The organism is Streptomyces sp. GQFP, assembly GCF_021545335.1.
GTDB lineage: Bacteria > Actinomycetota > Actinomycetes > Streptomycetales > Streptomycetaceae > Streptomyces.
In genome coordinates, this window is record NZ_CP089312.1 from 6,705,970 (window position 1) to 6,726,312 (window position 20,343).

Here is a 20,343-nt window from a genome sequence, read left to right on the forward strand (position 1 = left end):
ACGAGGCGGCGACAGTGGATGAAACGTACACTTCCTGGTGCTGTCCCGGCCACCTAGTCTGGCGCCAGCGGCTCGCCGGCCACGTCCGGCGCAGAGAGAAGGCGGAACGGTATGACCAGCAGCCACCAGACGCCCCGTGGCCCCGTCGACTCGTCCCGCGTCCCGAGATTCGCCGGTCCCGCGACCTTCGCGCGGCTGCCGCGCCTCGACGAGGTCGGCGGACGTGCGGATGTCGCCGTGGTCGGGGTGCCGTTCGACTCGGGGGTCTCGTACCGGCCGGGCGCGCGCTTCGGCGGCAACGCGATCCGCGAGGCGTCGCGGCTGCTGCGCCCGTACAACCCGGCGCAGGACGCGTCCCCGTTCGCGCTGGCGCAGGTGGCGGACGCCGGGGACATCGCCGCCAACCCGTTCAACATCAACGAGGCCGTGGAGACGGTGGAGGCGGCGGCAGATGAGCTGCTGGGGGCAGGGTCGAGGTTGATGACCCTCGGGGGTGACCACACGATCGCGCTGCCGTTGTTGCGATCGGTGGCGAAGAAGCACGGCCCGGTCGCGCTGCTCCACTTCGACGCCCATCTCGACACCTGGGACACCTACTTCGGGGCCGAGTACACACACGGGACGCCGTTCCGGCGGGCGGTGGAGGAGGGCATCTTGGACACCTCCGCCCTCTCCCACGTCGGCACGCGTGGTCCGCTGTACGGCAAGCAGGACCTGGACGACGACGCGAAGATGGGCTTCGGCATCGTGACGTCGGCGGATGTGATGCGGCGGGGGGTCGACGAGGTCGCCGACCAGCTCCGCGACCGGATCGGCGACCGCCCGCTGTACATCTCCATCGACATCGACTGTCTCGACCCGGCGTTCGCACCCGGCACGGGTACGCCGGAGGCGGGCGGTATGACGTCGAGGGAGCTGCTGGAGATCCTGCGGGGCCTGGCGTCCTGCAACCTGGTCTCGGCGGATGTGGTGGAGGTGGCCCCCGCGTACGATCACGCCGAGATCACGTCGGTCGCGGCGTCGCACACGGCGTACGAACTGACGACGATCATGTCCCGCCAGATTGCCCAACAGACTGCACAGGCCCGCGGGGACGAGGGCGAGAACGAGGACGGCGTAGCGAAATGACCCACGACCACGACCTGGTGCTGAAGCCGACCGCCGCTCAGACGGAGGCCGCGCTCAACCCGCCCCCCGGCCGCAACGGCGGAGACCTGGTCGTGGAGACGCTGGCCGGCCTCGGCACGACGACTGTCTTCGGCCTGCCCGGCCAGCACGCCCTGGGAATGTTCGACGCACTGCGCCGCTCGGACCTGCGGTACATCGGCCTACGGGTGGAGAACAACGCGGGGTTCGCGGCGGACGCGTACGGCAGGGTGACGGGAGAGGCGGCGCCGCTCCTGCTGTCGACAGGCCCGGGCGCGCTGACGTCACTGGCGGCACTCCAGGAGGCGGCGGCGGCGTCGGCCCCGGTACTGGCGATCAGCAGCCAGATCCCAACTGCCGGGCTGGGCGGGGGCCGACACGGCTACCTCCACGAACTCCCGGACCAGCAGGCGTCGTTCAGGGGTGTGGTGAAGTCGGTTCACACGGTGCGTACGCAGTCGCAGATCCCGTCGGCGATCGCGGATGCCTGGAAGTCGGCGCTCACGGTCCCGCACGGCCCGGTCTGGGTGGAGATCCCGCAGGACGTGTTGTTGTCGGAGACTGCGATCCCGGTGGTGACGGGCGGCGACGCCTTCCCCGAGGAGCTGCCCCCGCGCCCCGAACTGACGGCCCTGGCAGCCCACTTGCTGTCCAACGCCGAGCGCCCGGCGATCATCGCGGGCGGCGGAGTCGTACGGGCGGACGCGTCGGGCAAGTTGAGGGCGCTGGCGGAGCGACTGCAGGCGCCGGTGGTGACGACGTACGGCGGGAAAGGGGCGTTCCCGTGGACGCACCCGCTGTCCCTCCAGTCCTGGATGGAGGACCGGCACACGACGGACTTCCTTGAGGACGCGGACGTGTTGCTGGTCGTGGGCTCGGGACTGGGCGAACTGTCGTCGAACTACCACACGTTCAAGCCGCGCGGCCGGGTCATCCAAGTCGACGCGGACCTCGGCAAGTTGGAGTCCAACCACCCCGCGCTGGGCATCCACGCGGATGCACGGCTGGCGCTGCAGGCGCTGCTGGAAACGGTGGTGGCGAGGGAGGACGAGGCGGCGAGGACGGAGGCGGAGGAGCGGGTCCGGGGAGTGCTGGACCGGGTGGGCGAGCGGATCGCCGCTCAGGAACTCACCCTGGAGCAGGGCTTGTTGAAGTCGATCAGGGCGGCGCTGCCGTCCCGGTCCCCGTCCTTCTGGGACATGACGATCCTCTCGTACTGGGCCTGGGCGGGCTTCGACCCGCGCGGCACGAACACGATGCACTCGGCTCAGGGGGCGGGTGGGCTGGGCTATGCCTTCCCGGCGGCCCTGGGAGCGGCCGTGGCCGACCCGACGTACCCGGTGCTGGCGGTCTCGGGGGACGGCGGGGCGCTGTACGGGATCGCGGAGTTGGCGACGGCTCGGCAGTACGACCTGAACGTGACCTGGCTGATCGTGGATGACGGCGGCTACGGCATTCTGCGCGAGTACATGACGGACGCGTTCGGGGAGGCGACGGGGACGGAGTTGTCGCGGCCGGACTATGTGGCGCTGGCGGAGTCGTTCGGGGTGCCGGGGGTGCGGACGACGCCGGAGACGCTGGAGAAGGATCTGGCTGAGGCGTTGGGGGAGGCGGGGCCTTCGGTGGTGGTGCTTCCGGCGGTGTTGCGGATGTTCGCGGCGACGCATTTGGGTGACTGACGGCGCTCGAGGGCGGAGGCGGTCACCTGGTTCCTGCGGCGCCCGTCGCGACGAGGTCCAGCAGGTTGTCGTGGATCTCGGTGAACCGGGCCCGTACCGCTTCCGCCGCCTTGGCGACATCGCGGGCGGCGGGGTCGCGGGGCCGTTCGAGCAGCAGTTGGACGGTGTCGGCCAGGGCGGTCTCGGGATCGTCGATGCTGAACGGGCCCGCGTCATGGGCGTTGCTCATGACGGTGACGAACCCGACCAGCACGGCGTGCAGGGCGTACATCTGCCTGGGCAGCGGGAGGTCGTCGCGCACGATCCCGTGGTCGCGCAGGATCGTCAGGACCGCGTTGCCCATCGCGCTCGTGGTGGCCTCGGCGAAGCGCTGCTGGTCGGTGGGGCGGTGGAGCAGCTGGCGCATGGCGCTGTCGTCGCTCTGGAGCCACCGCAGCCACGGGTTGCTCAGCGTCGTACGGATGAGCAGCGGAGCGAGACGGCGGGGCAGGACGGACTGCGGGTCCTGGGCGATCCGGTCGTTGACGGTCTCGATCCAGGTCAGCACCTCGCGTGCGGCCAGCCCCACGAACAGGTCTTCCTTGGTCTCCCAGTACAGGTAGACCGTGCCCTTGCCCACGGCCGCGGCTGCGGCGATCTCGGCGATGGTCACCTTGCGGAGGCCGTGTTCGAGGGCCAGCTCGCGCGCGCTGTCGAGGATTCTGGCCGCCTTGACGGAGTCGTGTTCGATCAGCCGGCTCACCGTCGTGTTTCCTCCCGTTTCGCTCTTCGCAGCATGATGTCACGGGGGTTCGCGGGGGTTCACGGAGGTGAGCAGGCCAGGGCGGACCGGTTACGACAGGCCGATGTCGACCGTCTTCATCCGGGAAGCCTTGCTGCGATGCTCCAGCTTCGAGATGACCGTACGGCCGACCGTCGTCCCCACCACGTGGTCGAAGAGGGACCGGATCTGGTACTCGGTGTGGTCGGCCGGGACGAAGAGCTTGCGCATGGCTATGCCGGTCTCCTGGTGGAACTCGATGAAGGGGCGGAGTTTCTCCTCCCAGGCCCGCAGCGCCCGCGGCACGTCTCCGGGATGCCGCTCCAGCATCGTGCCCAGCATGTCGGCCCCGGCCAGGCCGCTGGAGGCCCCCATCCCGGAGTAGAGGGTCAGACACCAGGCCGAGTCGCCGACGAGCACGACCCGGCCCTGGTGCCAGGTGTCGAGCCGTACCTGCTCGGCGGTGTCGAACAGGTGGTCCGGTGCCTGCTCGAACTGGTCGAGCAGCCAGCCGAGCGTCGAGCCCGTGGGCTCCGGTCCGAACACGGCCCGCAGCGAGTCGATGGCGGGCCGGGTGAACTCGCCGTCCACATCGTCGGTGCGGTAGTTGAACAGCACCGTCGGGGGCCGGTCGGCGAAGGCGAACACCCATGCGGACCGGCCGAGTTCGGACATGACGATGCCGTCCGTGCCCCGGAAACCGGGGACCGAGCTGGGCAGGGCGCAGGCCGCGAGCATGTAGCCGAGACGGTGGATGTGGCCGTCATCGGGCCCGAAGGCCAGCCGCCGCACGGTCGAGCGCAGACCGTCGGCGCCGACGACGAGGTCGAACCGTTCGGTGGTCACCGTCCCCGAGGCCCGGTCCTCGATGTCGACGTGTACGCCGTCCTCGTCCTCGTCCTCGTCCTGGCGCAGCGCCACAGGCACGGACGCGTACCGGATCTCGACGTCCTCGGGCAGGGCGTCGAACGCCGCCTGCTCGACATCGCCGCGCACGACCGGGCGTGACTCGCCGGCCACGGCCTCGGCGAAACCCATGCCGCGCCGTCGCCGGCCCGCGCGATCGACGTTGTAGTAGGCGATGTCCTCCGAGAAACGGTCCGGCACCTCGATGCCCAGACGCTCGGCCGCGGTGATCCCGGTGCCGAAGAGAGTGAGGAAGTACCCGCCGCGCCGGCGTTCGGCTGCTTTCTCCAGGACGGTGACGTCCCAGCCCGCCTTGTGGAGCCGCAGCGCGGAGGCGGTTCCACTGACGCCGAGTCCGACGACGAGGGCCCGCTGTCGCGGGTTGGTGTTCGTGTTCATGTCCCCAGACTATACTCACTGACCAGATTGGTCATTTGGTCAGTCGTTGATCGGCTGTCTGATCAGTGACTGACCAGCCACTGATAAGTCACTGCTTGGCCGTCTGATCGGTCATCTGATAGGTCGTGAAATCAAGTCGCGACCAACACGAAGAACGGAGTTGCCGCCATGCCAACCGTTTTCGTCCACGGCTTCCCCGAGACGCAGGACGTCTGGGAGCCGCTGCTCGTCGAGCTGGAACGCGTCGCTCCCGCCCGCCCCGCCCCGATCCGCCTCTCCCCGCCCGGTTTCGGGGCGCCCTTGCCGACGGGGTTCGGTGCGACCGTCGGTGACTACCGGGACTGGCTCATCGGCGAGTTGGAGCGTTTCGCCGAGCCCGTCGACCTGGTCGGACACGACTGGGGCGGCGCACACGCCCTCAACGCGGTGATGGCCCGCCCGGACCTCGTACGCAGCTGGGTCAGCGATGTGATCGGCCTGTTCGACCCGGACTACGTATGGCACGAGTTCGCCCTGAGCCAGCAGGCGCCGGAGAGCACGGGCCCGGCCTCCGCCGTACCGCTCGGCCCGGACCCCGAGATGCGGGTCGCGATCCTCGTACAGCTCGGCATGAGCGAGCCGGTGGCGCAGCGGGTCGCGGCGGGCCAGGACGAGGCGATGGGCCGAGCGGCGTACGCCCTCTACCGATCGGCCGCCCAGCCGGTGATGGCCGAACTGGGCCAGAACCTCGAACGCGCGGCGCAACGCCCGGGCCTGTCCCTGCTCGCCACCGAAGACCGCGTGGTCGGCACGGACGAACAGCGCACCCGCACGGCACGCCGGGCCGGCGCCCGTACGGTGACACTCGACGGCCTGGGCCACTGGTGGATGACTCAGGACCCGGTACGGGGCGCCCAGGTCCTCACCGATTTCTGGGACGCGTTGGACGGCTGACGGGCCGGACGGGCCGCCGAGGTCTGCGTACGAGGCCGGGCGATCCGGCCCGTTCCCAGTCCTTCTGGGCCATACGGATGGGTACTACTCGGGAATCGGAAGTACCTGCAAGGGCTTCTCTGTCGGTGTGCGGGGTGCGATGACGTTCCGATAGTGGTGATCGAGTGTCAGCACGACGGGCTGTGGCAACGTCCATGCCAGGAGAGCGTTGACCGCGTCGGTCATTCCGATGGCGTCATGATCCGCGTACGTACGCATGAGCCGCTCGGCCTCGCTCAGCAACGGCCATCCCACGGCGGCGAGCTTGAGGCGATCGGCGCTTGCCCATGCGCGCATGCTGGCCAGAGCGTCTGCGGCTGCCCTGCCGCTGATCTTCGTCGTGAGGTGATAGTCCAGTTCGGTCAGGACCAGCGGTGACACGACGAGCCGGTCGGCCAGGGAGAGGGCTTGTACGGCGGATTCGTGATGATCGTCCTTGCGGTTGTAGATCGCGAGGAGAACCGACGTGTCCGCCACGGCGAACCGGTGACGCTTCAACAGTCGCCTTCCTGGAAGAGGTCGTCGCCGGACTTGGCTGCGAGGTCGGAGGGGCCGTCGAACATCGCACGCGTCAGCGCGGCCATCGCCTCGGAGTCCTCGCCAAAGGAGGAGGAGAAGGACAGCGGGACGCGGCGAGCGATGCGATCCAGCGCGACCTCCTCCGGGGTGCGCCCCTCCAGAAGGGCCAGTGTGCGCAGTGCTTCGGCTTCGGCGCCCGTGTAAGTGACGGTGACGGTGACAGCATCCTTGGGCGGGGCCGCGTGGTCCGGCGGTGGAACGGGGGCGTCGGCCACGGGGATCTCCTAAGGTGTGCCGTTCGGTGTGATGTGCGGTGATTCCGACAGTACCGTCGCGTGAGCGGTGCTCATCGTGGAAGCGCCAGTTCCACCCACGTCGCTTTCCCGATGCCGTGCAGTCGGGGACAGCAGCCCCAACGCTCAGCGAGGGTCTGTACGAGGGTGAGGCCGCGGCCTCCTTCGTTGTCGGGGCTGGTCTGTCGGGGTGTGGGGCGGCGGTTGTTCGCGTCGGCGACCTCCACGCGCAGGCATCCGTTGTGCGTGGCGAATCGGACGCCGATCTCGCGGCCGGGCGGGGTGGAGGCGTGCCGGAGGGAGTTGGTGACCAGCTCCGAGAGCAACAGCTCGGCGGTTTCGGCGACTTCGCCGTCGATCTTCCAGTCGGTGAGCTGGGTGCGGAGGAGTTCGCGGGCGCGGGGGGCGCTGCGGGGGGTGTGGGGGAGCTGCCAGGTGGCTTCCGACATGCCGCTTGCAGGTTGCTGAAGTGCGGTGTGGGCCGGCATGAAGACCTCCAAGGCGGGGGACGAGAGAGGGTCGGAATCTTCTCTAGAGATGTAGCCACTGAAGCGCCCGCGCTGAGCCTTCGCAATACATCTCTAGAGATGTGAGCGAAATTGCTCGGAGGTGATAGCTGACTGGTGGTGAGGGGGCGGTGGGCGGTGCCTAGGATGTCTAGAGATGATCGGAGGGAGACCTTGATGAGCGGCCGGGGCGCGGGGCGTCAGCCCAAGTACCAGCGCATTGCCGAGGAGCTGCGGGCGGCCATCGAATCCGGTGAGTACGGCCCGGGTGAGAGGCTCCCTGGCGAGAACGACCTCATGGACGTACACGGTGTTGCCCGTATGACGGCCCGACAGGCTCTCGGTGTTCTGCAGGCTGAGGGCATCGTCGAAGCGCGCAAGGGGGCCGGGGTGTTCGTCCGGGACTTCAAGCCCATTCGGCGCCGGGGTGTCCAACGCGTTGCTCACTCGCAGTGGGGCGAAGGCCGGTCCATCTGGGCGGCCGACGCAGCAGGCCGTGAACTCGTTGTCGACTCGGTCGAGGTGAGCGAGGAGGAGGCCCCGGCTGTGGTCGCCGGCGTTCTGGACCTGGAGGAAGGGGCCCAGGTCTGTGTGCGGCGGCGCCGCTACACCCTCGACGGTAAGCCGGTGCTTCTCGCCACGTCGTATCTGCCGGCAGACCTGGTCGCCGGTACGCCCGTCACGCAGGCGGACACGGGCCCTGGCGGTATCTACGCGAGGCTTGAGGAACTGGGCCGCAAGCCGGTCCGCTTCCGCGAGGAGATCCGCTCCCGGATGCCGAGCGGGGACGAGGCCGTGCGACTGGAGTTGCCGTCCGGCGTGCCTGTCGTGCTGGTTGCCCGGACCGCGTTCGATGCCGAGGGCGTGGCCGTCGAGGTGAACGAGATGGTGTTGGACTCGGCCGCGTATGTGCTGGAGTACGGCTTCGAGGCCTGAATTGGTGCTGGCGGGAACCCGGCGATTAGCGCTGGGAGGCGCCTTCGATCACCTCCGTGCCGCAGCCCTCGGCGCGATGGAATCCGAGTCTCGGATCATGGCGATCGCCGAGGGGCTGACCGACTCATAAGGAAGAGCAGCACATGTCGTCGCAGCGGACCACTTGGTTCAAGAGCAGCTACAGCGGCCAGAACGGGGAATGCATAGAAATCCGCCTGCGGACGGCCGGTATCGACGTCCGTGACTCGAAGAACCTGCCTGGCCCTGTCGTCGCTGTCGGCGCCGTGGCGTGGCTGTCGTTTCTCGGCGAGGTAGAACGGGTCGCGCATGTTGTTCGGCGATAAGTGACCCGCCGTCAATATTCGAGCGACCGAGCAGAAAGCCCTGCGTAGGGTGACCGTCGTGGAGTCAGCTGACTTCTACACCGGCATTGTCGCGGAGCTCTACGGGCCGCTGAAGTCCTACTCCCAGGACCCCGAGCCCTACGCGGACTTCATTCGGCAAGTCGGTATGCCAGCGCTGGAGTTGGGGTGCGATGACGGTGAGCCGCTGATCGAGCTGCGGCGGCGTGGTCTGGACGTCGATGGTGTCGATTCCTCGGGCGACATGCTGGAGCGGCGCCGGCGCCGGGCCGACGTACAAGGCGTTGGTGTCACCGTTTTCCAGCAGCGTATGGAGGCTCTGGACCTGCCCCGCCGCTACCGGGCGGTCTTCCTCGCCGGGCCGACCTTCACGCTGCTCCCGGACGACGTCACTGCGCTCGCCGCCCTGCGCGGTATCCGCGCTCACCTGGCCGAGGGCGGCACCGCTCTGGTGCCGCTGTTCACCCCCGAGCCGATCCCCGCCGAACAGATCGGCCGGGTGCGCACGGCCATCGCGGCCGATGGCGCCGAGCTGCGGGTGTCCGTCGTCGACGAGCAGCGTGACGAGACGGCCCGGACGCAGACGACGCTTCTGCGCTACGAACGGCACCGCGGCTCGGACAGCACTGTCGAAGAGCGCCCGTGGACCATGCACTGGTACAGCCGGGAGCAGTTCGAGGAACTGGCCGTCCTCGCCGGTCTGGTGGTGAGCGCGGTCACCGACGCGGACGGCAAGCCCGCCCCTGCCGACGCCTCCGGCGTGCTGCACTTCCGACTCCGGTCCGGCTGACCGCCTGAGTAGGGCCTGTTGAGGTCGATCAGGGCGGCGCTGCCGACCCGTTCCTCGTCCTTCTGGGGCATGCGGACGGAGCGCGCGGCGCTGGAGCAGCGTTGGGGTGCGTCGGAGATCACCGTCGACGACTTCGCGGAGTGGTTCTGCTTCTCCTACGGACCGCCGAGGCAGCGTCGATAGTGTGTGGCCGTGACGGAGTATTCGTACAGCGCGGCGGATATTGAAGTACTGGAGTTCGATACCGCCGTGCGTAAGCGGCCTGGCATGTACTTCGGGGTGGGGCCCGGAAGTCCGAAGCTGTCGGCCAGCTTGCTGTGCGCCGTGGCGCGGCACGTGCTTCATCCGGCAGCAAGGGTTGCCGCAGAGCATACCTTGCGTGGTCTTGTCGAGATCACCGGCGACAGCAGTTTCACGGTGGCCATGGACCACCCGCACGACTGGGGAGCGTCCGGTGGTCCCGAACTCGGTTACTACGATTCCCTTCTGGGCCCCGAGTGGTGGCTGCTGGCAGCTGCTGCCGCAGTGTCCCGACAGGTGACTGTCGAGATGTGGTGCGCGGGGCGCGGGTTGCGCCAGGAACTCCGCGGCATCCGGCCTCTCGACGGTCCCCAGGAGTTTCATCCGGCCGAAGGCAGCGGCACACGAGTGAGCTTCGCCGTCGATCCGGCGTATGTCGGAGAGCACTTCGTGTTCCCCACAGACCTTGCGAACCTCGATCTCCACGGTCCGTACTGCCTGGAGCCAGCAGGCCCGGGTTATCTCCTGTTCAGGGACGTCCGGCACGAGCACAGCACGCCGGAGATCTTGCACCACTGACTGTTCAGCACTGGAGTTCCGCTGTTCCGCCGTCCTGCGTGGGCAGGGCTCGTTGGGCTCGTAAGGGTCTCCTGATCATGGACGTGATGACGGGGAACGAGATGATCGCCATCCCGCCGGGGCAGGTGACGCTGTCTGACCGGCGGACGCAGCGCAGTTGGCCGGTCAAGCTCTCGCCCTACCAGCTTGCGGCATTCCCCGTCACCCAGGCGTTGTACGCACAGATCACGGGCCTGCGGCCGAGCGCCGCCCAGGGGGGAGCAACTGCCCGTCGAGTCCGTCTCCTGGTGGGACGCGGCGTGGTTCTGCAACTCCCTGTCCCGGCGCGACGGGTTCACGCTCGCGTACAACCTCCGTACCGACGGAGAAGGCGTCGAGTGGGACGTGTCCGCCGACGGGTACCGGCTGCCGACCGAAGCCGAGTGGGAGCACGCCTGGCGTGCCGGTACGGGAGCGCTCCTCGCGGGGCCTTCTCGCTGCTTCTGTTCGGGCCCCTCGCCGGGTTGGGCACGCTAGCGTCGCGTGTATGAAGGTCCGTCGCAACGTTCGTGCGGTTCTGCTTGATGGCGGTCAGTTGGTGTTCCTGCGCCGAGGATGGCCGGGTGGCGCCCTCTACTACACGACCGTCGGTGGGGGCGTCGAAGCTGAGGACGCCGACCTCGAAGCGGCTCTACGTCGCGAAGTGATGGAAGAGATCGGCGCCACGATCGGCCCTGCGACCGAGTTCCTGACCCTGACCGAACCGGGCGAAAAGGTCACCGTCATCCAGCACTTCTTTCGCGCCGACGTGCTGGACATGGATCCAGGTCGCCGTAGCGGCCCTGAACTCGACGATCCCGATACAGGTGACTTCTCGCCGGTGCGAGTCGCGTTGGATGCGTCAGCCGTGCGAGCGCTTGAACTTCATCCGCCCGAACTCGCCAACTACTTGTGGGAGTACGTCGAGAATTGGGGTGCCTGAGAAGGTGGCACCCCTCGACGGATCTCGTAGGGGCGCCCCCTCAGTCTGTTGCGAGGTCGGTCCTCATCCTTGAGAGATTTTCATCCTGATTTCGCAGGTCACGGGGCTGGTGTGGGTCGGGGGTGACGGACTCGTGCCGGTCAGCATCATGATCGTCCTGGGGAGATCGTCGGTCACCTCTGCACTTCGGTGTTCGCCAGGACGAGGAGGGCCCGCAGGAGCGTCGTCGCGTGGTGGGTGTTCATGCGGACCTTGGTGAGGATGCGCCAGGTCTTGAGGTTGGCGAAGCCGTGCTCGACGGCCGCGCGTTCGCGGCTGAGCAGGCGGTTCGCCTCCTTCTCCGCGTCGGTGAGCTGGTGGTTGCGGGTGGCCTTGCGGCTCGGTGATGATCACCGGGTCGTCGTCGGGCTGGTCGTCGAGTCCGACGAAGCCGAGGTCGGCCAGGGCGCCGAGCCCGGCTTCGCGAAGGTGTGTGGTGATCTTGTCGTGGCGGGCGGTGGTGATCTCGCTGGACCGGCCGGGCCGGGCCGAGGAAATCCAGATCAGATTGCCCTTCTCGTCGGTCAGCGCGAGAAACAGCAGGCCATGGGCCTTGTGTTTCCCGCTGTAGTTCCTGCGGTTGTCGGCTCCGGTGCGGCGCCGGGTGCCGTCCAGCAGGACGAGCACGCCGCCCCACTGCGCGATCTTCTTCAGGGCCCGGTCCAGGCGCAGGCCACGTCCTTCGCCGTCACCGGACCGCCCGCATCGGTGACGATCTCCATAATCCGCCGATAGTCCGAGGTCAGGACCTCAAGACCCATCCCGTCAACGCGGTCCGGGACCAGCCGCATCCCGGCCGCACCCGGTGTCAAGACCACCGGTTCCGGCTCCGGCTCCTGCTCCGGCTCCTGCTCCTGCTCCTGCTCCACGATGCCTGACGGACTCCGCCCGCCATCCGTTGCCTCGGCCCACTGCCCGTACACCACCTCGGCAGCCTCCAGCCTGGCCACCTCGACGTCGATCGCCGCCAGTTCCTTGCGCAGCAGCTCGGCCCGCTCAGCCAACATCACCCGCCGCTCGATCGTCCACGTCAGCACGTCCGCCATGAACAGTCCCTCTCCGGTCCGGCCTTCCCTCTCGGAGCGTACGAAGAGACCACCGCCGAAAACCGATTCCCGCAGAACGAGCCTGAGACGGACGATCACCTGCTAACGATCTCGCCTCCGGCCAGCACGAGCCAGCCACCACACAGCCACACCAGCCCCCGTGACCTGCGAAATTCAAGACGACAGGGCTTCACTGCGGTGGCCAGCGGCGCCAACTAGCTGCCATGGCCGATTGGCGCCACACTGGAATGAGGGATTTGTAGCGGTTTGTATTGGGGGATGAGCGCATGCATGACGACGTTTCGTGGAGAAGTCACCCAGCAGATCAGCGGGTGGACGATGCGATGGAAGTGCTGCTGGTCGTCGCGCCAGATCCTGATGTGGAGCCGGAGGCGGGGGAACGGGTGACCCGTCGGCTGAGATCGGAGATTGCCGATCTGGATGTCGAGTGGGTCCGTCCTGGCCCAAGCGTGCCCGCTCCAGACGGTGCGAAGGCCGCCGATCCTGTCACGCTCGGAGCCATCGTGGTGGCGCTGAGTTCGTCCGGTGGCGTGTTCACGACGCTCATCGAGACCGTACGCGATTGGCTCGACAGGTCCTCCGCACGGCATCGTGTTTCGCTGACCATCGACGGCGACACGATCGAACTGGAGAAGGCATCCACCGCCGAGCGGCGCGAATTGATCGACATATACATCCGTCGCCACACAGGCAGCTAGCCATGGGCCGCCGGCTGGCGCTACTTGTCGCCACATACGAGTACCGGGACAGTGCTCTGCGGCAGTTGACCACCCCCGCGCACGACGCGGAGGCGCTCGCCGCGGTGCTGCGTGACCCGGACATTGCCGGGTTCAAGGTCACTACCCTGGTGAACCAACCGCATCACATCGTCGGTGAGGCCGTCAACGACCTTTACCACGACCGACGCCGCGACGACCTCACACTCCTGTACTTCACAGGCCACGGACTCAAGGACGATGAGGGCCGGCTTTACCTGGCGATGGCCGACAGCCGCCACGACAGCCCGCTGTTCACGGCGCTGTCCGCCGAGCAGATTGATCAGGCCATGGTGGGATCCGCGTCCCGGCAAAAGGTGCTGATCCTCGACTGCTGCTACAGCGGGGCGTTCCCGGCGGGCAGGATCGCCAAGGCCGACACTGCGGTGCACACGCTGGAACGCTTCCATGCTCGCGGCCGATGTGTGCTCACTGCATCGGACGCGACCCAGTATTCATTCGAGGGAAACCAGGTGCACGGTCAGGCGGCGCAGTCTGTGTTCACTCGCCACCTTGTGGAGGGGCTGCGCGAGGGCAGCGCGGACCTCGATGGCTACGGCAACATCACCCTGGACGAACTCTACGGCTACGTTCACGAACGAGTCGTCGAGGAGATGCCGCAGCAGCGGCCCAAGAAGCAGGACAGCGTCGAGGGCCGCATCGTCATAGCCCTCAACATCAGCTGGGCCCTGCCTGCCTACCTGCGCAATGCCCTCACCAGCCCGATCGCCGACGACCGGCTCGCCGCGCTCGATGGGCTCGCCCGTTTGCACGACATCGGCAACGACGTGGTACGCAGCACCGTCCTCGATGAGATCCGCCACCTCACCGACGACGACAGCAAACGCGTGTCCACCGCCGCCACCACGCGCCTGCGGTCTCTCGCCCCTCAAACATCGGCGTCAGAAGCGCCGTCCGAAGTACCGTCCAACCCTCCTTCTGTACAGCAGCAGGCCTCAGCCAGTCCAGGCACCGGCCCTGAGGACGCCCTTGGCCGCCGCGGTGAAGCCCACCGCCTGGCGGGCCGCTTCGACGAAGCCATCACCGACCTCACCGCCGCACTCAACCTCGACCCCACCCTGGCCTGGGCCCTCGCTGAACGGGGTGAAGCCCACCGCGAGGCGGGCCACTTCGACGAAGCCATCACCGACTTCACCGCCCTGCTCGACCTCAAACCCGAATTCCCGTGGGCCCTGGCTCAACGCGGTGAAACCCACCGCCAGGCGGGCCGCTTCGACCAAGCCATCACCGACTTCACCGCCGCGTTCAACCTCGACCCCGAATACGCGTGGGCTCTCGCCTCTCGCGGTCAGACCCACCGCCAGGCAGGCCACTTCGACCAAGCCATCACCGACCTCACCGCCGCACTCGACCTCGACCCCACCATGGCCTGGGCCCACACCGAGCGAGGCGCAGCCCACTTCCGGGCCGGCCGCTTCGACCAAGCCATCAGCGACTTCAACGCCGCACTCGACCTCAACCCCGAGGACCTGTGGGCCCTCGCTGAACGTGGTGAAGCCCACCGCGAGGCGGGCCACTTCGACCAAGCCATCAGCGACTTCAACGCCGCACTCGACCTCAAACCCGAATACCCGTGGGCCCTCGCCTCTCGCGGTGCAGCCCACCGCGAGGCGGGCCACTTCGACCAAGCCATCACCGACCTCACCGCCGCACTCGACCTTGCCCCCGAAGACCTGTGGGCTCTCGCCTCTCGCGGTCAGACCCACCGCCTGGCGGGCCACTTCGACGAAGCCATCACCGACTTCACCGCCCTGCTCGACCTCAAACCCGAATTCCCGTGGGCCCTGGCTCAACGCGGTGAAGCCCACCGCCTGGCGGGCCACTTCGACCAAGCCATCACCGACCTCACCGCCGCACTCGACCTCGACCCCGAAGACCTGTGGGCCCTCGCCTCTCGCGGTGCAGCCCACCGCGAGGCGGGCCACTTCGACCAAGCCATCACCGACCTCACCGCCGCACTCGACCTCGACCCCACCCTGGCCTGGGCCCACGCCGAGCGAGGCGCAGCCCACCGCCGGGCCGGCCGCTTCGACCAAGCCATCAGCGACTTCACCGCCGCACTCGACCTCAAACCCGAATACCCGTGGGCCCTCGCTGAACGTGGTGAAGCCCACCGCCTGGCGGGCCACTTCGACCAAGCCATCACCGACTTCACCGCCGCACTCGACCTCAAACCCGAATTCCCGTGGGCCCTGGCTCAACGCGGTGCAGCCCACCGCGAGGCGGGCCGCTTCGACCAAGCCATCACCGACCTCACCGCCGCACTCGACCTCGAGCCCGAATATCCGTGGGCTCTCGCCTCTCGCGGTCAGACCCACCTCCAGGCGGGCCACTTCGACGAAGCCATCACCGACTTCACCGCCCTGCTCGACCTCAAACCCGAATTCCCGTGGGCCCTGGCTCAACGCGGTGAAACCCACCGCCAGGCGGGCCACTTCGACCAAGCCATCACCGACTTCACCGCCGCGTTCAACCTCGACCCCGAATACGCGTGGGCTCTCGCCTCTCGCGGTCAGACCCACCGCCAGGCAGGCCACTTCGACCAAGCCATCACCGACCTCACCGCCGCACTCGACCTCGACCCCACCATGGCCTGGGCCCACGCCGAGCGAGGCGCAGCCCGTCGCCGGGCCGGCCGCTTCGACTAACAGGGGGCTCACGGAGCCTCATCTACGGCAACGACCACCCGTCGAGATCACGTTGCCGTGGATGCGGGCGAACGGCCGGCCTGCCGGATCCGGGTCAGCGCGAGGCCCAGCAGCCGATGTACCCGCACCGCGCGACCCTGCTCGCCGTCCAGGCGGCCGGGCTCGAACGGCTCTACCCGGATGTCGGCGACCCCTGGCAGCCGAGCGCCCTGTACCTGGCAACGCACCCGCACTCGGCCTCGACGGTGTGGGGCGGACACATGGCCGCCATGGGCAAGGCCATGCTCACGGTGCCGGACGAGTGGGTCACCGCGACCGTCGACGTCAGCCCCTGGCTGGAGCAGAAGGTCGCCGCTGTGCTGGCCCACCGCACCGAGGTCGAGCGGGGAGCCGCCCCCGGGCTGATCGCCGGGCTCTCCGCCGCCGAACGGGAACGGCTGCTCTTCACCGCAGTGAAGCCCTGTCGTCTTGAATTTCGCAGGTCACGGGGGCTGGTGTGGCTGTGTGGTGGCTGGCTCGTGCTGGCCGGAGGCGAGATCGTTAGCAGGTGATCGTCCGTCTCAGGCTCGTTCTGCGGGAATCGGTTTTCGGCGGTGGTCTCTTCGTACGCTCCGAGAGGGAAGGCCGGACCGGAGAGGGACTGTTCATGGCGGACGTGCTGACGTGGACGATCGAGCGGCGGGTGATGTTGGCTGAGCGGGCCGAGCTGCTGCGCAAGGAACTGGCGGCGATCGACGTCGAGGTGGCCAGGCTGGAGGCTGCCGAGGTGGTGTACGGGCAGTGGGCCGAGGCAACGGATGGCGGGCGGAGTCCGTCAGGCATCGTGGAGCAGGAGCAGGAGCAGGAGCAGGAGCAGGAGCAGGAGCAGGAGCCGGAGCCGGAGCCGGAGCCGGAACCGGTGGTCTTGACACCGGGTGCGGCCGGGATGCGGCTGGTCCCGGACCGCGTTGACGGGATGGGTCTTGAGGTCCTGACCTCGGACTATCGGCGGATTATGGAGATCGTCACCGATGCGGGCGGTCCGGTGACGGCGAAGGACGTGGCCTGCGCCTGGACCGGGCCCTGAAGAAGATCGCGCAGTGGGGCGGCGTGCTCGTCCTGCTGGACGGCACCCGGCGCCGCACCGGAGCCGACAACCGCAGGAACTACAGCGGGAAACACAAGGCCCATGGCCTGCTGTTTCTCGCGCTGACCGACGAGAAGGGCAATCTGTCGTGGGGCGGTCGCCGTACGCGTCAGTAGCTCGCCACGTGGCAGTAGCCCGCCCGATCCCTGTCGCCCCTGGGCGAAGCAGGGGCTCGTCCGGACGCACTGAACGCCCCGTAGCTCACGGGGCGTTCAGGGTAAGGCGGGACGTCTGCCGTCGGACCGGCTACCAGATCGCCTCGACCCACTCCGGGTGGTCGATGAACGGGTTCCGGTTGCCCTGGTAGTTGGTGTAGATGAGGTCGTTGCGGCGCTCCTCGAAGGCGTTGGGCGGGTCCGCCTCGTTCCACGCCTTGAGGATGGCGAGCTTGCCCATGTACGGGTTGCTGCCGTTGCCCACCTTCTCGTTGGGCTCCAGGTCCGCCCAGCCGTCGTCGCCCTCGTAGCGGACCGTCATGTAGAGGATCATGCGGGCGACGTCGCCCCTGTCCGCGGCGCGCGGTGCGAAGGAGTCGGAGTCGACGGTGCTGCCGCCGCCGTTGGTGACCGTGCTGCCGCCGTTGTCGAAGTCCAGGTTGCCGCGGATGCTGTTGACCTGGACGTCGCAGGGGCGCAGGTGGTGCAGGTCTGTGCCGGGGCCGGTCGCCTCGCCGAAGTCGCCGTGGGACTTGGCCCACGTGTGCTCGCGGTTCCAGTCGCCGACGTCGCCGCCGTTAAGCGACTTGCTGCGCGAGACACCGCTGTACAGCAGGATCACGTTGCTGCTGTTGTTCGGGTCCTGGTCGGTCACCTTGAGCGCGTTCCAGACGGCGGAGTACGAGATCTTCGTCTGGCTGCTGATGATCGTGTGCAGCGAGGACTTGAGGCTCGTGCCGGTCTTGCCGATCGCGTTCTTGTAGTACGTCGAGTCGTACGCGGTCGTCGTCGCGCCGGCCGGGGTCGCCGTCATCGTGGGGATGGCGAGGGCGGCCAGAACCGTCGATGTGGCGAGCGCCACGGCCTTCCAACGGCGGGTGCGTATCTGCGTCGCGGGCATCGGGGGTGTCCGTTCTACGCGTGTCGAATGAGCGAGACATCCGGGAGCGTGACATGGACATGCGTTTCAGGCAATGAACTGCGCGTGTCCGTTGCGTGACTTGAAGCGGCAACTCGGTTGATTCCGGCCCGATTTGACGCGCGTAGAGCCAAGAGAGCGTTATGGGGAGGTCATGGGAGGGTCTGGAGGCTCGAGATAGGTGTGGCCCCTGACCGGAAATCCGGTCAGGGGCCACACAGTTCACTCGGCGTCAGTCGATCAGGCTCAGCTGACGTCCGACGCGTCCAGGCGGTAGATCGACGACGTGGATTGCGTGCTCGTCTGCGTGCTGCCCGACTCGCTCTCCTCCGTCGTCGAGCTCGACGAGGTGCTGTACTCGCTCTCCTTCACCGCCGTGCCGTGCTCCTGCACCCACGCCGTGACCTCCGAGCTGAGGCTGGAGCCGCCCATGCCGCCCCCGCCGCCCGTGCTGCCGATCTGGATGTAGTGCAACTCGCCCTTCTTCACCAGCTCCTTGAGCTTGGCCAGGGTCATCGCCTTGTCGGTGCCGGTCCAGCCCCACATGGAGATCACCGGCTCGCCGCTGCTCACGATCAGCTGCGCCGCGCCCTGCGAATTGGACACCGCCAGCAGCCACTTGGCGCCGTCCTGGTGCTTCTTCAGGTACGTGATCAGCTCGGTGCTGGCGCCGCCGCCCATGCCGCCACCGCCCATACCTCCGCCGCCACCGCCCATGCCGCCGGGCTGTCCGCCCTGCTGCTGGCCGCCGGCCTCGCCGGTCTCACCGCCGGTGCCGCTCGGAGGCGTACCCATACCGCCGTCCTGCTGGCCACCACCCTGCTCACCGGTGCCACCGGGCGCCCCGCTGGGCATCCCGCCACTGGGCGGCGTACCCATCTGACCGCCCTGCTGCTGACCGCCCTCGGCCTGGCCACCCTGCTGTTGGCCGTTCTGCTGGCCCTGGCCGCCGCCGGGGAAGCCGCCGCCCGCACGATTGCCACCGCCCCCGCCGCCACCCGGACCACCCATGCCGCTGCCCGTCGAAGGACCGGCCGTCGGGTTCGTACCGCCCATGCCGCCGCCCGTCGCCGACGTCTCCGCGAAGGAGTACGCGGCCGGGCCGGCCACCGCCGCGACGATCGCCGCGACCACCGAGGCCGCCAGCAACTGGACGCGGCGTCCGGTGCGGAAGACCAGCAAACCCGTGATCGCCAGTGCCATCAGCACCGCGATCGTCGGCCACAGCCACGCGTTCCAGTCGGAGGTCCGGCGCAGCAGCACGATCGACCAGATACCGGTGATGCCGAGCGCCAGCGGGAGTACCCACACCCACCGCTTGTCGGTGCGGAACGCGCGCAGCAGGAGCACTCCGCCGCCACCGCACAGTGCCGCGATGCCGGGCGCGAGGGCGGTCGTGTAGTACGGGTGCATCGTGCCCTCGGCCATGGCGAAGGTCAGGTAGTGGAGCAGCGTCCAGCCGCCCCACATCAGCAGGGCGGCGCGAGTTGCGTCCGTGCGCGGGGCTCGGCCGATCAACACCAGGCCGCCCACCAGCGCTATGCCCGCGAAGGGGATCAGCCATGAGATCTGGCCGCCCAGGATCTCGTTGAACATCCGGCCGATGCCCGCGGTCCCGGAGAACCCGCCGCCTCCGCCACCGCCGCCCCCGCCGTTGCCCTCGCCGCCGAGGACGCGGCCGAGGCCGTTGTAGCCCATGATCAGGTTCCAGGCGCTGCCGTCCGTCGAACCGCCGATGTACGGGCGTTCGTCGGCCGGGACCAGGGAGACCGCCGTCGCCCACCAGAAGCTGGCGACCGCGAGCGCGACGCCCGCGAGCAGCAGGTTCACGATCCGCTTCACGAGGCCCAGGTTGGCCGCGAACAGGTACACCGCGAAGACGGCCGGCAGGGCGATGTAGCCCTGGAGCATCTTCGTGTTGAAGGCGAGGCCGAAGCACACCGCCGAGCCGAGCAGCGGCAGCAGCCTGCCGTCACGCGTGGCGCGCAGCGCGAGGGCCGCGCCCGCCACCATCAGGCAGACCAGCAGCGTGTCGGGGTTGTTGTCCCGGTTGATGGCCACGGTGATCGGGGTGAGAGCCAGGACGAGTGCGGCCACGGTGGCCGCCGCGTGGCCGAACACCCGCTTCACGGAGGAGTGCAGGATCCAGATGGTGCCGAGCGCTGACGCGATCAGCGGCGCCATCATCTGCCACGTGCCGAAGCCGAACACCCGGCAGGACAGGCCCATGACCATGAGGACGAAGGGTGGCTTGTCGACGGTGAGGAAGTTCCCCGCGTCGAGCGAGCCGAAGAACCACGCCTTCCAGCTCTGCGTTCCGCTGAGCACGGCCGCGCTGTAGAAGCTGTTGAGGCCGGAGGAGGAGAGGTTCCAGGAGTACAGGACTCCGGCCAGCACCATGATCGCGAGCAGCGCGGGCAGCGACCAGCGCGGCGCCTTCTCGAGCGTGCCGGGCGTACCTGGCGCGGTGGGGGCCGGTGGAGCCGCGGGGGCCGCGGGATCCGCGGCCACGGGGGTCTCCGGAGCGTGGGGGTGTGGATCGGTGGCAGATGTCACCATCGAATC

Annotated in this window: 23 protein-coding genes and 1 pseudogene; 15 read left to right on the forward strand and 9 right to left on the reverse strand. The window is 68.4% G+C overall.

What is annotated here, in order from left to right; all coding sequences use genetic code 11:
* Window positions 1-111: 111 nt before the first annotated feature.
* The gene (gene speB, locus LUX31_RS30220; RefSeq protein ID WP_235478469.1) at window positions 112-1,128 is read left to right on the forward strand and encodes an agmatinase; all 1,017 of its coding nucleotides are present in this window, start codon (window positions 112-114) and stop codon (window positions 1,126-1,128) included.
* Window positions 1,125-2,825: a thiamine pyrophosphate-binding protein gene (locus tag LUX31_RS30225; RefSeq protein WP_235478470.1), complete on the forward strand. Its 1,701-nt coding sequence runs from the start codon at window positions 1,125-1,127 to the stop codon at window positions 2,823-2,825. The genes speB and LUX31_RS30225 overlap by 4 nt, the downstream gene beginning before the upstream one ends.
* 22 nt (window positions 2,826-2,847) lie before the next feature.
* On the opposite strand, the gene LUX31_RS30230 is transcribed toward LUX31_RS30225, so the two are convergent.
* Both LUX31_RS30230 and LUX31_RS30235 read right to left on the reverse strand, forming a co-directional pair.
* Window positions 2,848-3,567, reverse strand: a complete 720-nt coding sequence (locus LUX31_RS30230; RefSeq protein WP_235478471.1) for a TetR/AcrR family transcriptional regulator — start codon at window positions 3,565-3,567, stop codon at window positions 2,848-2,850.
* A gap of 90 nt (window positions 3,568-3,657) precedes the next feature.
* Entirely contained in the window at window positions 3,658-4,890 is a 1,233-nt protein-coding gene (locus LUX31_RS30235) for an FAD-dependent monooxygenase (RefSeq protein ID WP_235478472.1), read from the reverse strand.
* 168 nt (window positions 4,891-5,058) lie between these two features.
* On the opposite strand from LUX31_RS30235, the gene LUX31_RS30240 reads away from it, so the two are divergent.
* Window positions 5,059-5,823, forward strand: a complete 765-nt coding sequence (locus LUX31_RS30240) for an alpha/beta fold hydrolase (protein ID WP_235478473.1) — start codon at window positions 5,059-5,061, stop codon at window positions 5,821-5,823.
* A gap of 84 nt (window positions 5,824-5,907) precedes the next feature.
* On the opposite strand, the gene LUX31_RS30245 is transcribed toward LUX31_RS30240, so the two are convergent.
* From LUX31_RS30245 to LUX31_RS30255, 3 genes are all read right to left on the reverse strand, one after another.
* Window positions 5,908-6,360 carry a type II toxin-antitoxin system VapC family toxin gene (locus tag LUX31_RS30245; RefSeq protein ID WP_235478474.1) on the reverse strand — a complete coding sequence of 151 codons (453 nt, stop codon included), beginning with the start codon at window positions 6,358-6,360 and terminating at the stop codon, window positions 5,908-5,910.
* Window positions 6,357-6,656, reverse strand: coding sequence for a hypothetical protein (locus LUX31_RS30250; protein ID WP_235478475.1), 300 nt, complete (start codon window positions 6,654-6,656; stop codon window positions 6,357-6,359). The genes LUX31_RS30245 and LUX31_RS30250 overlap by 4 nt, the downstream gene beginning before the upstream one ends.
* A gap of 71 nt (window positions 6,657-6,727) precedes the next feature.
* Window positions 6,728-7,123, reverse strand: a complete 396-nt coding sequence (locus tag LUX31_RS30255) for an ATP-binding protein (protein ID WP_235478476.1) — start codon at window positions 7,121-7,123, stop codon at window positions 6,728-6,730.
* Between the two features lie 234 nt (window positions 7,124-7,357).
* On the opposite strand from LUX31_RS30255, the gene LUX31_RS30260 reads away from it, so the two are divergent.
* The 7 genes and pseudogenes from LUX31_RS30260 (at window position 7,358) to LUX31_RS30290 (ending at window position 11,048) form a co-directional block, all read left to right on the forward strand.
* Complete coding sequence (locus LUX31_RS30260; protein ID WP_235478477.1) at window positions 7,358-8,116, forward strand: GntR family transcriptional regulator; 759 nt, start codon at window positions 7,358-7,360, stop codon at window positions 8,114-8,116.
* A gap of 143 nt (window positions 8,117-8,259) precedes the next feature.
* Window positions 8,260-8,460: a DUF397 domain-containing protein gene (locus LUX31_RS30265; protein WP_235478478.1), complete on the forward strand. Its 201-nt coding sequence runs from the start codon at window positions 8,260-8,262 to the stop codon at window positions 8,458-8,460.
* Window positions 8,461-8,518: 58 nt separating this feature from the next.
* Window positions 8,519-9,268, forward strand: coding sequence for a class I SAM-dependent methyltransferase (locus LUX31_RS30270; RefSeq protein ID WP_235478479.1), 750 nt, complete (start codon window positions 8,519-8,521; stop codon window positions 9,266-9,268).
* Window positions 9,269-9,286: 18 nt separating this feature from the next.
* Entirely contained in the window at window positions 9,287-9,451 is a 165-nt protein-coding gene (locus tag LUX31_RS30275; protein WP_235478480.1) for a hypothetical protein, read from the forward strand.
* Window positions 9,452-9,460: 9 nt separating this feature from the next.
* Window positions 9,461-10,087 carry a hypothetical protein gene (locus tag LUX31_RS30280; RefSeq protein ID WP_235478481.1) on the forward strand — a complete coding sequence of 209 codons (627 nt, stop codon included), beginning with the start codon at window positions 9,461-9,463 and terminating at the stop codon, window positions 10,085-10,087.
* Window positions 10,088-10,164: 77 nt separating this feature from the next.
* Window positions 10,165-10,537 (forward strand): annotated as a pseudogene (locus LUX31_RS30285) (formylglycine-generating enzyme family protein); the annotation flags it as partial.
* A gap of 76 nt (window positions 10,538-10,613) precedes the next feature.
* Window positions 10,614-11,048, forward strand: a complete 435-nt coding sequence (locus LUX31_RS30290; protein WP_235478482.1) for an NUDIX domain-containing protein — start codon at window positions 10,614-10,616, stop codon at window positions 11,046-11,048.
* 63 nt (window positions 11,049-11,111) lie between these two features.
* Here the strand turns inward: LUX31_RS30290 and LUX31_RS37990 are convergent, their stop codons facing one another.
* On the reverse strand, window positions 11,112-11,714 hold the full coding sequence (locus LUX31_RS37990) for a transposase family protein (protein WP_443046013.1): 603 nt from the start codon (window positions 11,712-11,714) through the stop codon (window positions 11,112-11,114).
* A 23-nt stretch (window positions 11,715-11,737) separates the two neighbouring features.
* Window positions 11,738-12,133: a hypothetical protein gene (locus LUX31_RS30300; protein ID WP_235478483.1), complete on the reverse strand. Its 396-nt coding sequence runs from the start codon at window positions 12,131-12,133 to the stop codon at window positions 11,738-11,740.
* Between the two features lie 287 nt (window positions 12,134-12,420).
* Between LUX31_RS30300 and LUX31_RS30305 the strand changes: the two genes are divergently transcribed.
* From LUX31_RS30305 to LUX31_RS30325, 5 genes are all read left to right on the forward strand, one after another.
* On the forward strand, window positions 12,421-12,852 hold the full coding sequence (locus tag LUX31_RS30305) for an effector-associated constant component EACC1 (protein ID WP_235478484.1): 432 nt from the start codon (window positions 12,421-12,423) through the stop codon (window positions 12,850-12,852).
* A gap of 2 nt (window positions 12,853-12,854) precedes the next feature.
* Complete coding sequence (locus LUX31_RS30310; protein ID WP_235478485.1) at window positions 12,855-15,578, forward strand: caspase, EACC1-associated type; 2,724 nt, start codon at window positions 12,855-12,857, stop codon at window positions 15,576-15,578.
* 116 nt (window positions 15,579-15,694) lie between these two features.
* Window positions 15,695-16,129 (forward strand): hypothetical protein, encoded by a 435-nt coding sequence (locus LUX31_RS30315; RefSeq protein WP_328285706.1) that lies wholly within the window; start codon window positions 15,695-15,697, stop codon window positions 16,127-16,129.
* A 95-nt stretch (window positions 16,130-16,224) separates the two neighbouring features.
* A complete protein-coding gene (locus tag LUX31_RS30320) occupies window positions 16,225-16,644 on the forward strand; it encodes a hypothetical protein (RefSeq protein WP_235478486.1) in 420 nt (139 codons plus the stop codon).
* Between the two features lie 23 nt (window positions 16,645-16,667).
* Entirely contained in the window at window positions 16,668-16,820 is a 153-nt protein-coding gene (locus LUX31_RS30325) for a hypothetical protein (protein ID WP_235478487.1), read from the forward strand.
* 130 nt (window positions 16,821-16,950) lie between these two features.
* Here LUX31_RS30325 and LUX31_RS30330 read toward each other — a convergent pair whose 3' ends face one another.
* Both LUX31_RS30330 and LUX31_RS30335 read right to left on the reverse strand, forming a co-directional pair.
* Window positions 16,951-17,760 (reverse strand): endonuclease I family protein, encoded by an 810-nt coding sequence (locus LUX31_RS30330; RefSeq protein ID WP_235478488.1) that lies wholly within the window; start codon window positions 17,758-17,760, stop codon window positions 16,951-16,953.
* A 264-nt stretch (window positions 17,761-18,024) separates the two neighbouring features.
* Entirely contained in the window at window positions 18,025-20,334 is a 2,310-nt protein-coding gene (locus LUX31_RS30335) for an ArnT family glycosyltransferase (RefSeq protein WP_235478489.1), read from the reverse strand.
* Between the last annotated feature and the right edge of the window lie 9 nt (window positions 20,335-20,343).

Excerpts from the sequence above, each read along its gene's own strand:
- LUX31_RS30260 (WP_235478477.1), top strand. The coding sequence starts at position 7,358 with ATGAGCGGCCGGGGCGCGGGGCGTCAGCCCAAGTACCAGCGCATTGCC.
- LUX31_RS30330 (WP_235478488.1), bottom strand. The coding sequence starts at position 17,760 with ATGCCCGCGACGCAGATACGCACCCGCCGTTGGAAGGCCGTGGCGCTC.
- speB (WP_235478469.1), top strand. The coding sequence starts at position 112 with ATGACCAGCAGCCACCAGACGCCCCGTGGCCCCGTCGACTCGTCCCGC.
- LUX31_RS30290 (WP_235478482.1), top strand. The coding sequence starts at position 10,614 with ATGAAGGTCCGTCGCAACGTTCGTGCGGTTCTGCTTGATGGCGGTCAG.
- LUX31_RS30225 (WP_235478470.1), top strand. The coding sequence starts at position 1,125 with ATGACCCACGACCACGACCTGGTGCTGAAGCCGACCGCCGCTCAGACG.
- LUX31_RS30305 (WP_235478484.1), top strand. The coding sequence starts at position 12,421 with ATGCATGACGACGTTTCGTGGAGAAGTCACCCAGCAGATCAGCGGGTG.
- LUX31_RS30255 (WP_235478476.1), bottom strand. The coding sequence starts at position 7,123 with ATGTCGGAAGCCACCTGGCAGCTCCCCCACACCCCCCGCAGCGCCCCC.
- LUX31_RS30235 (WP_235478472.1), bottom strand. The coding sequence starts at position 4,890 with ATGAACACGAACACCAACCCGCGACAGCGGGCCCTCGTCGTCGGACTC.
- LUX31_RS30265 (WP_235478478.1), top strand. The coding sequence starts at position 8,260 with ATGTCGTCGCAGCGGACCACTTGGTTCAAGAGCAGCTACAGCGGCCAG.
- LUX31_RS30320 (WP_235478486.1), top strand. The coding sequence starts at position 16,225 with ATGGCGGACGTGCTGACGTGGACGATCGAGCGGCGGGTGATGTTGGCT.
- LUX31_RS30240 (WP_235478473.1), top strand. The coding sequence starts at position 5,059 with ATGCCAACCGTTTTCGTCCACGGCTTCCCCGAGACGCAGGACGTCTGG.
- LUX31_RS30315 (WP_328285706.1), top strand. The coding sequence starts at position 15,695 with ATGTACCCGCACCGCGCGACCCTGCTCGCCGTCCAGGCGGCCGGGCTC.
- LUX31_RS30300 (WP_235478483.1), bottom strand. The coding sequence starts at position 12,133 with ATGGCGGACGTGCTGACGTGGACGATCGAGCGGCGGGTGATGTTGGCT.
- LUX31_RS30310 (WP_235478485.1), top strand. The coding sequence starts at position 12,855 with ATGGGCCGCCGGCTGGCGCTACTTGTCGCCACATACGAGTACCGGGAC.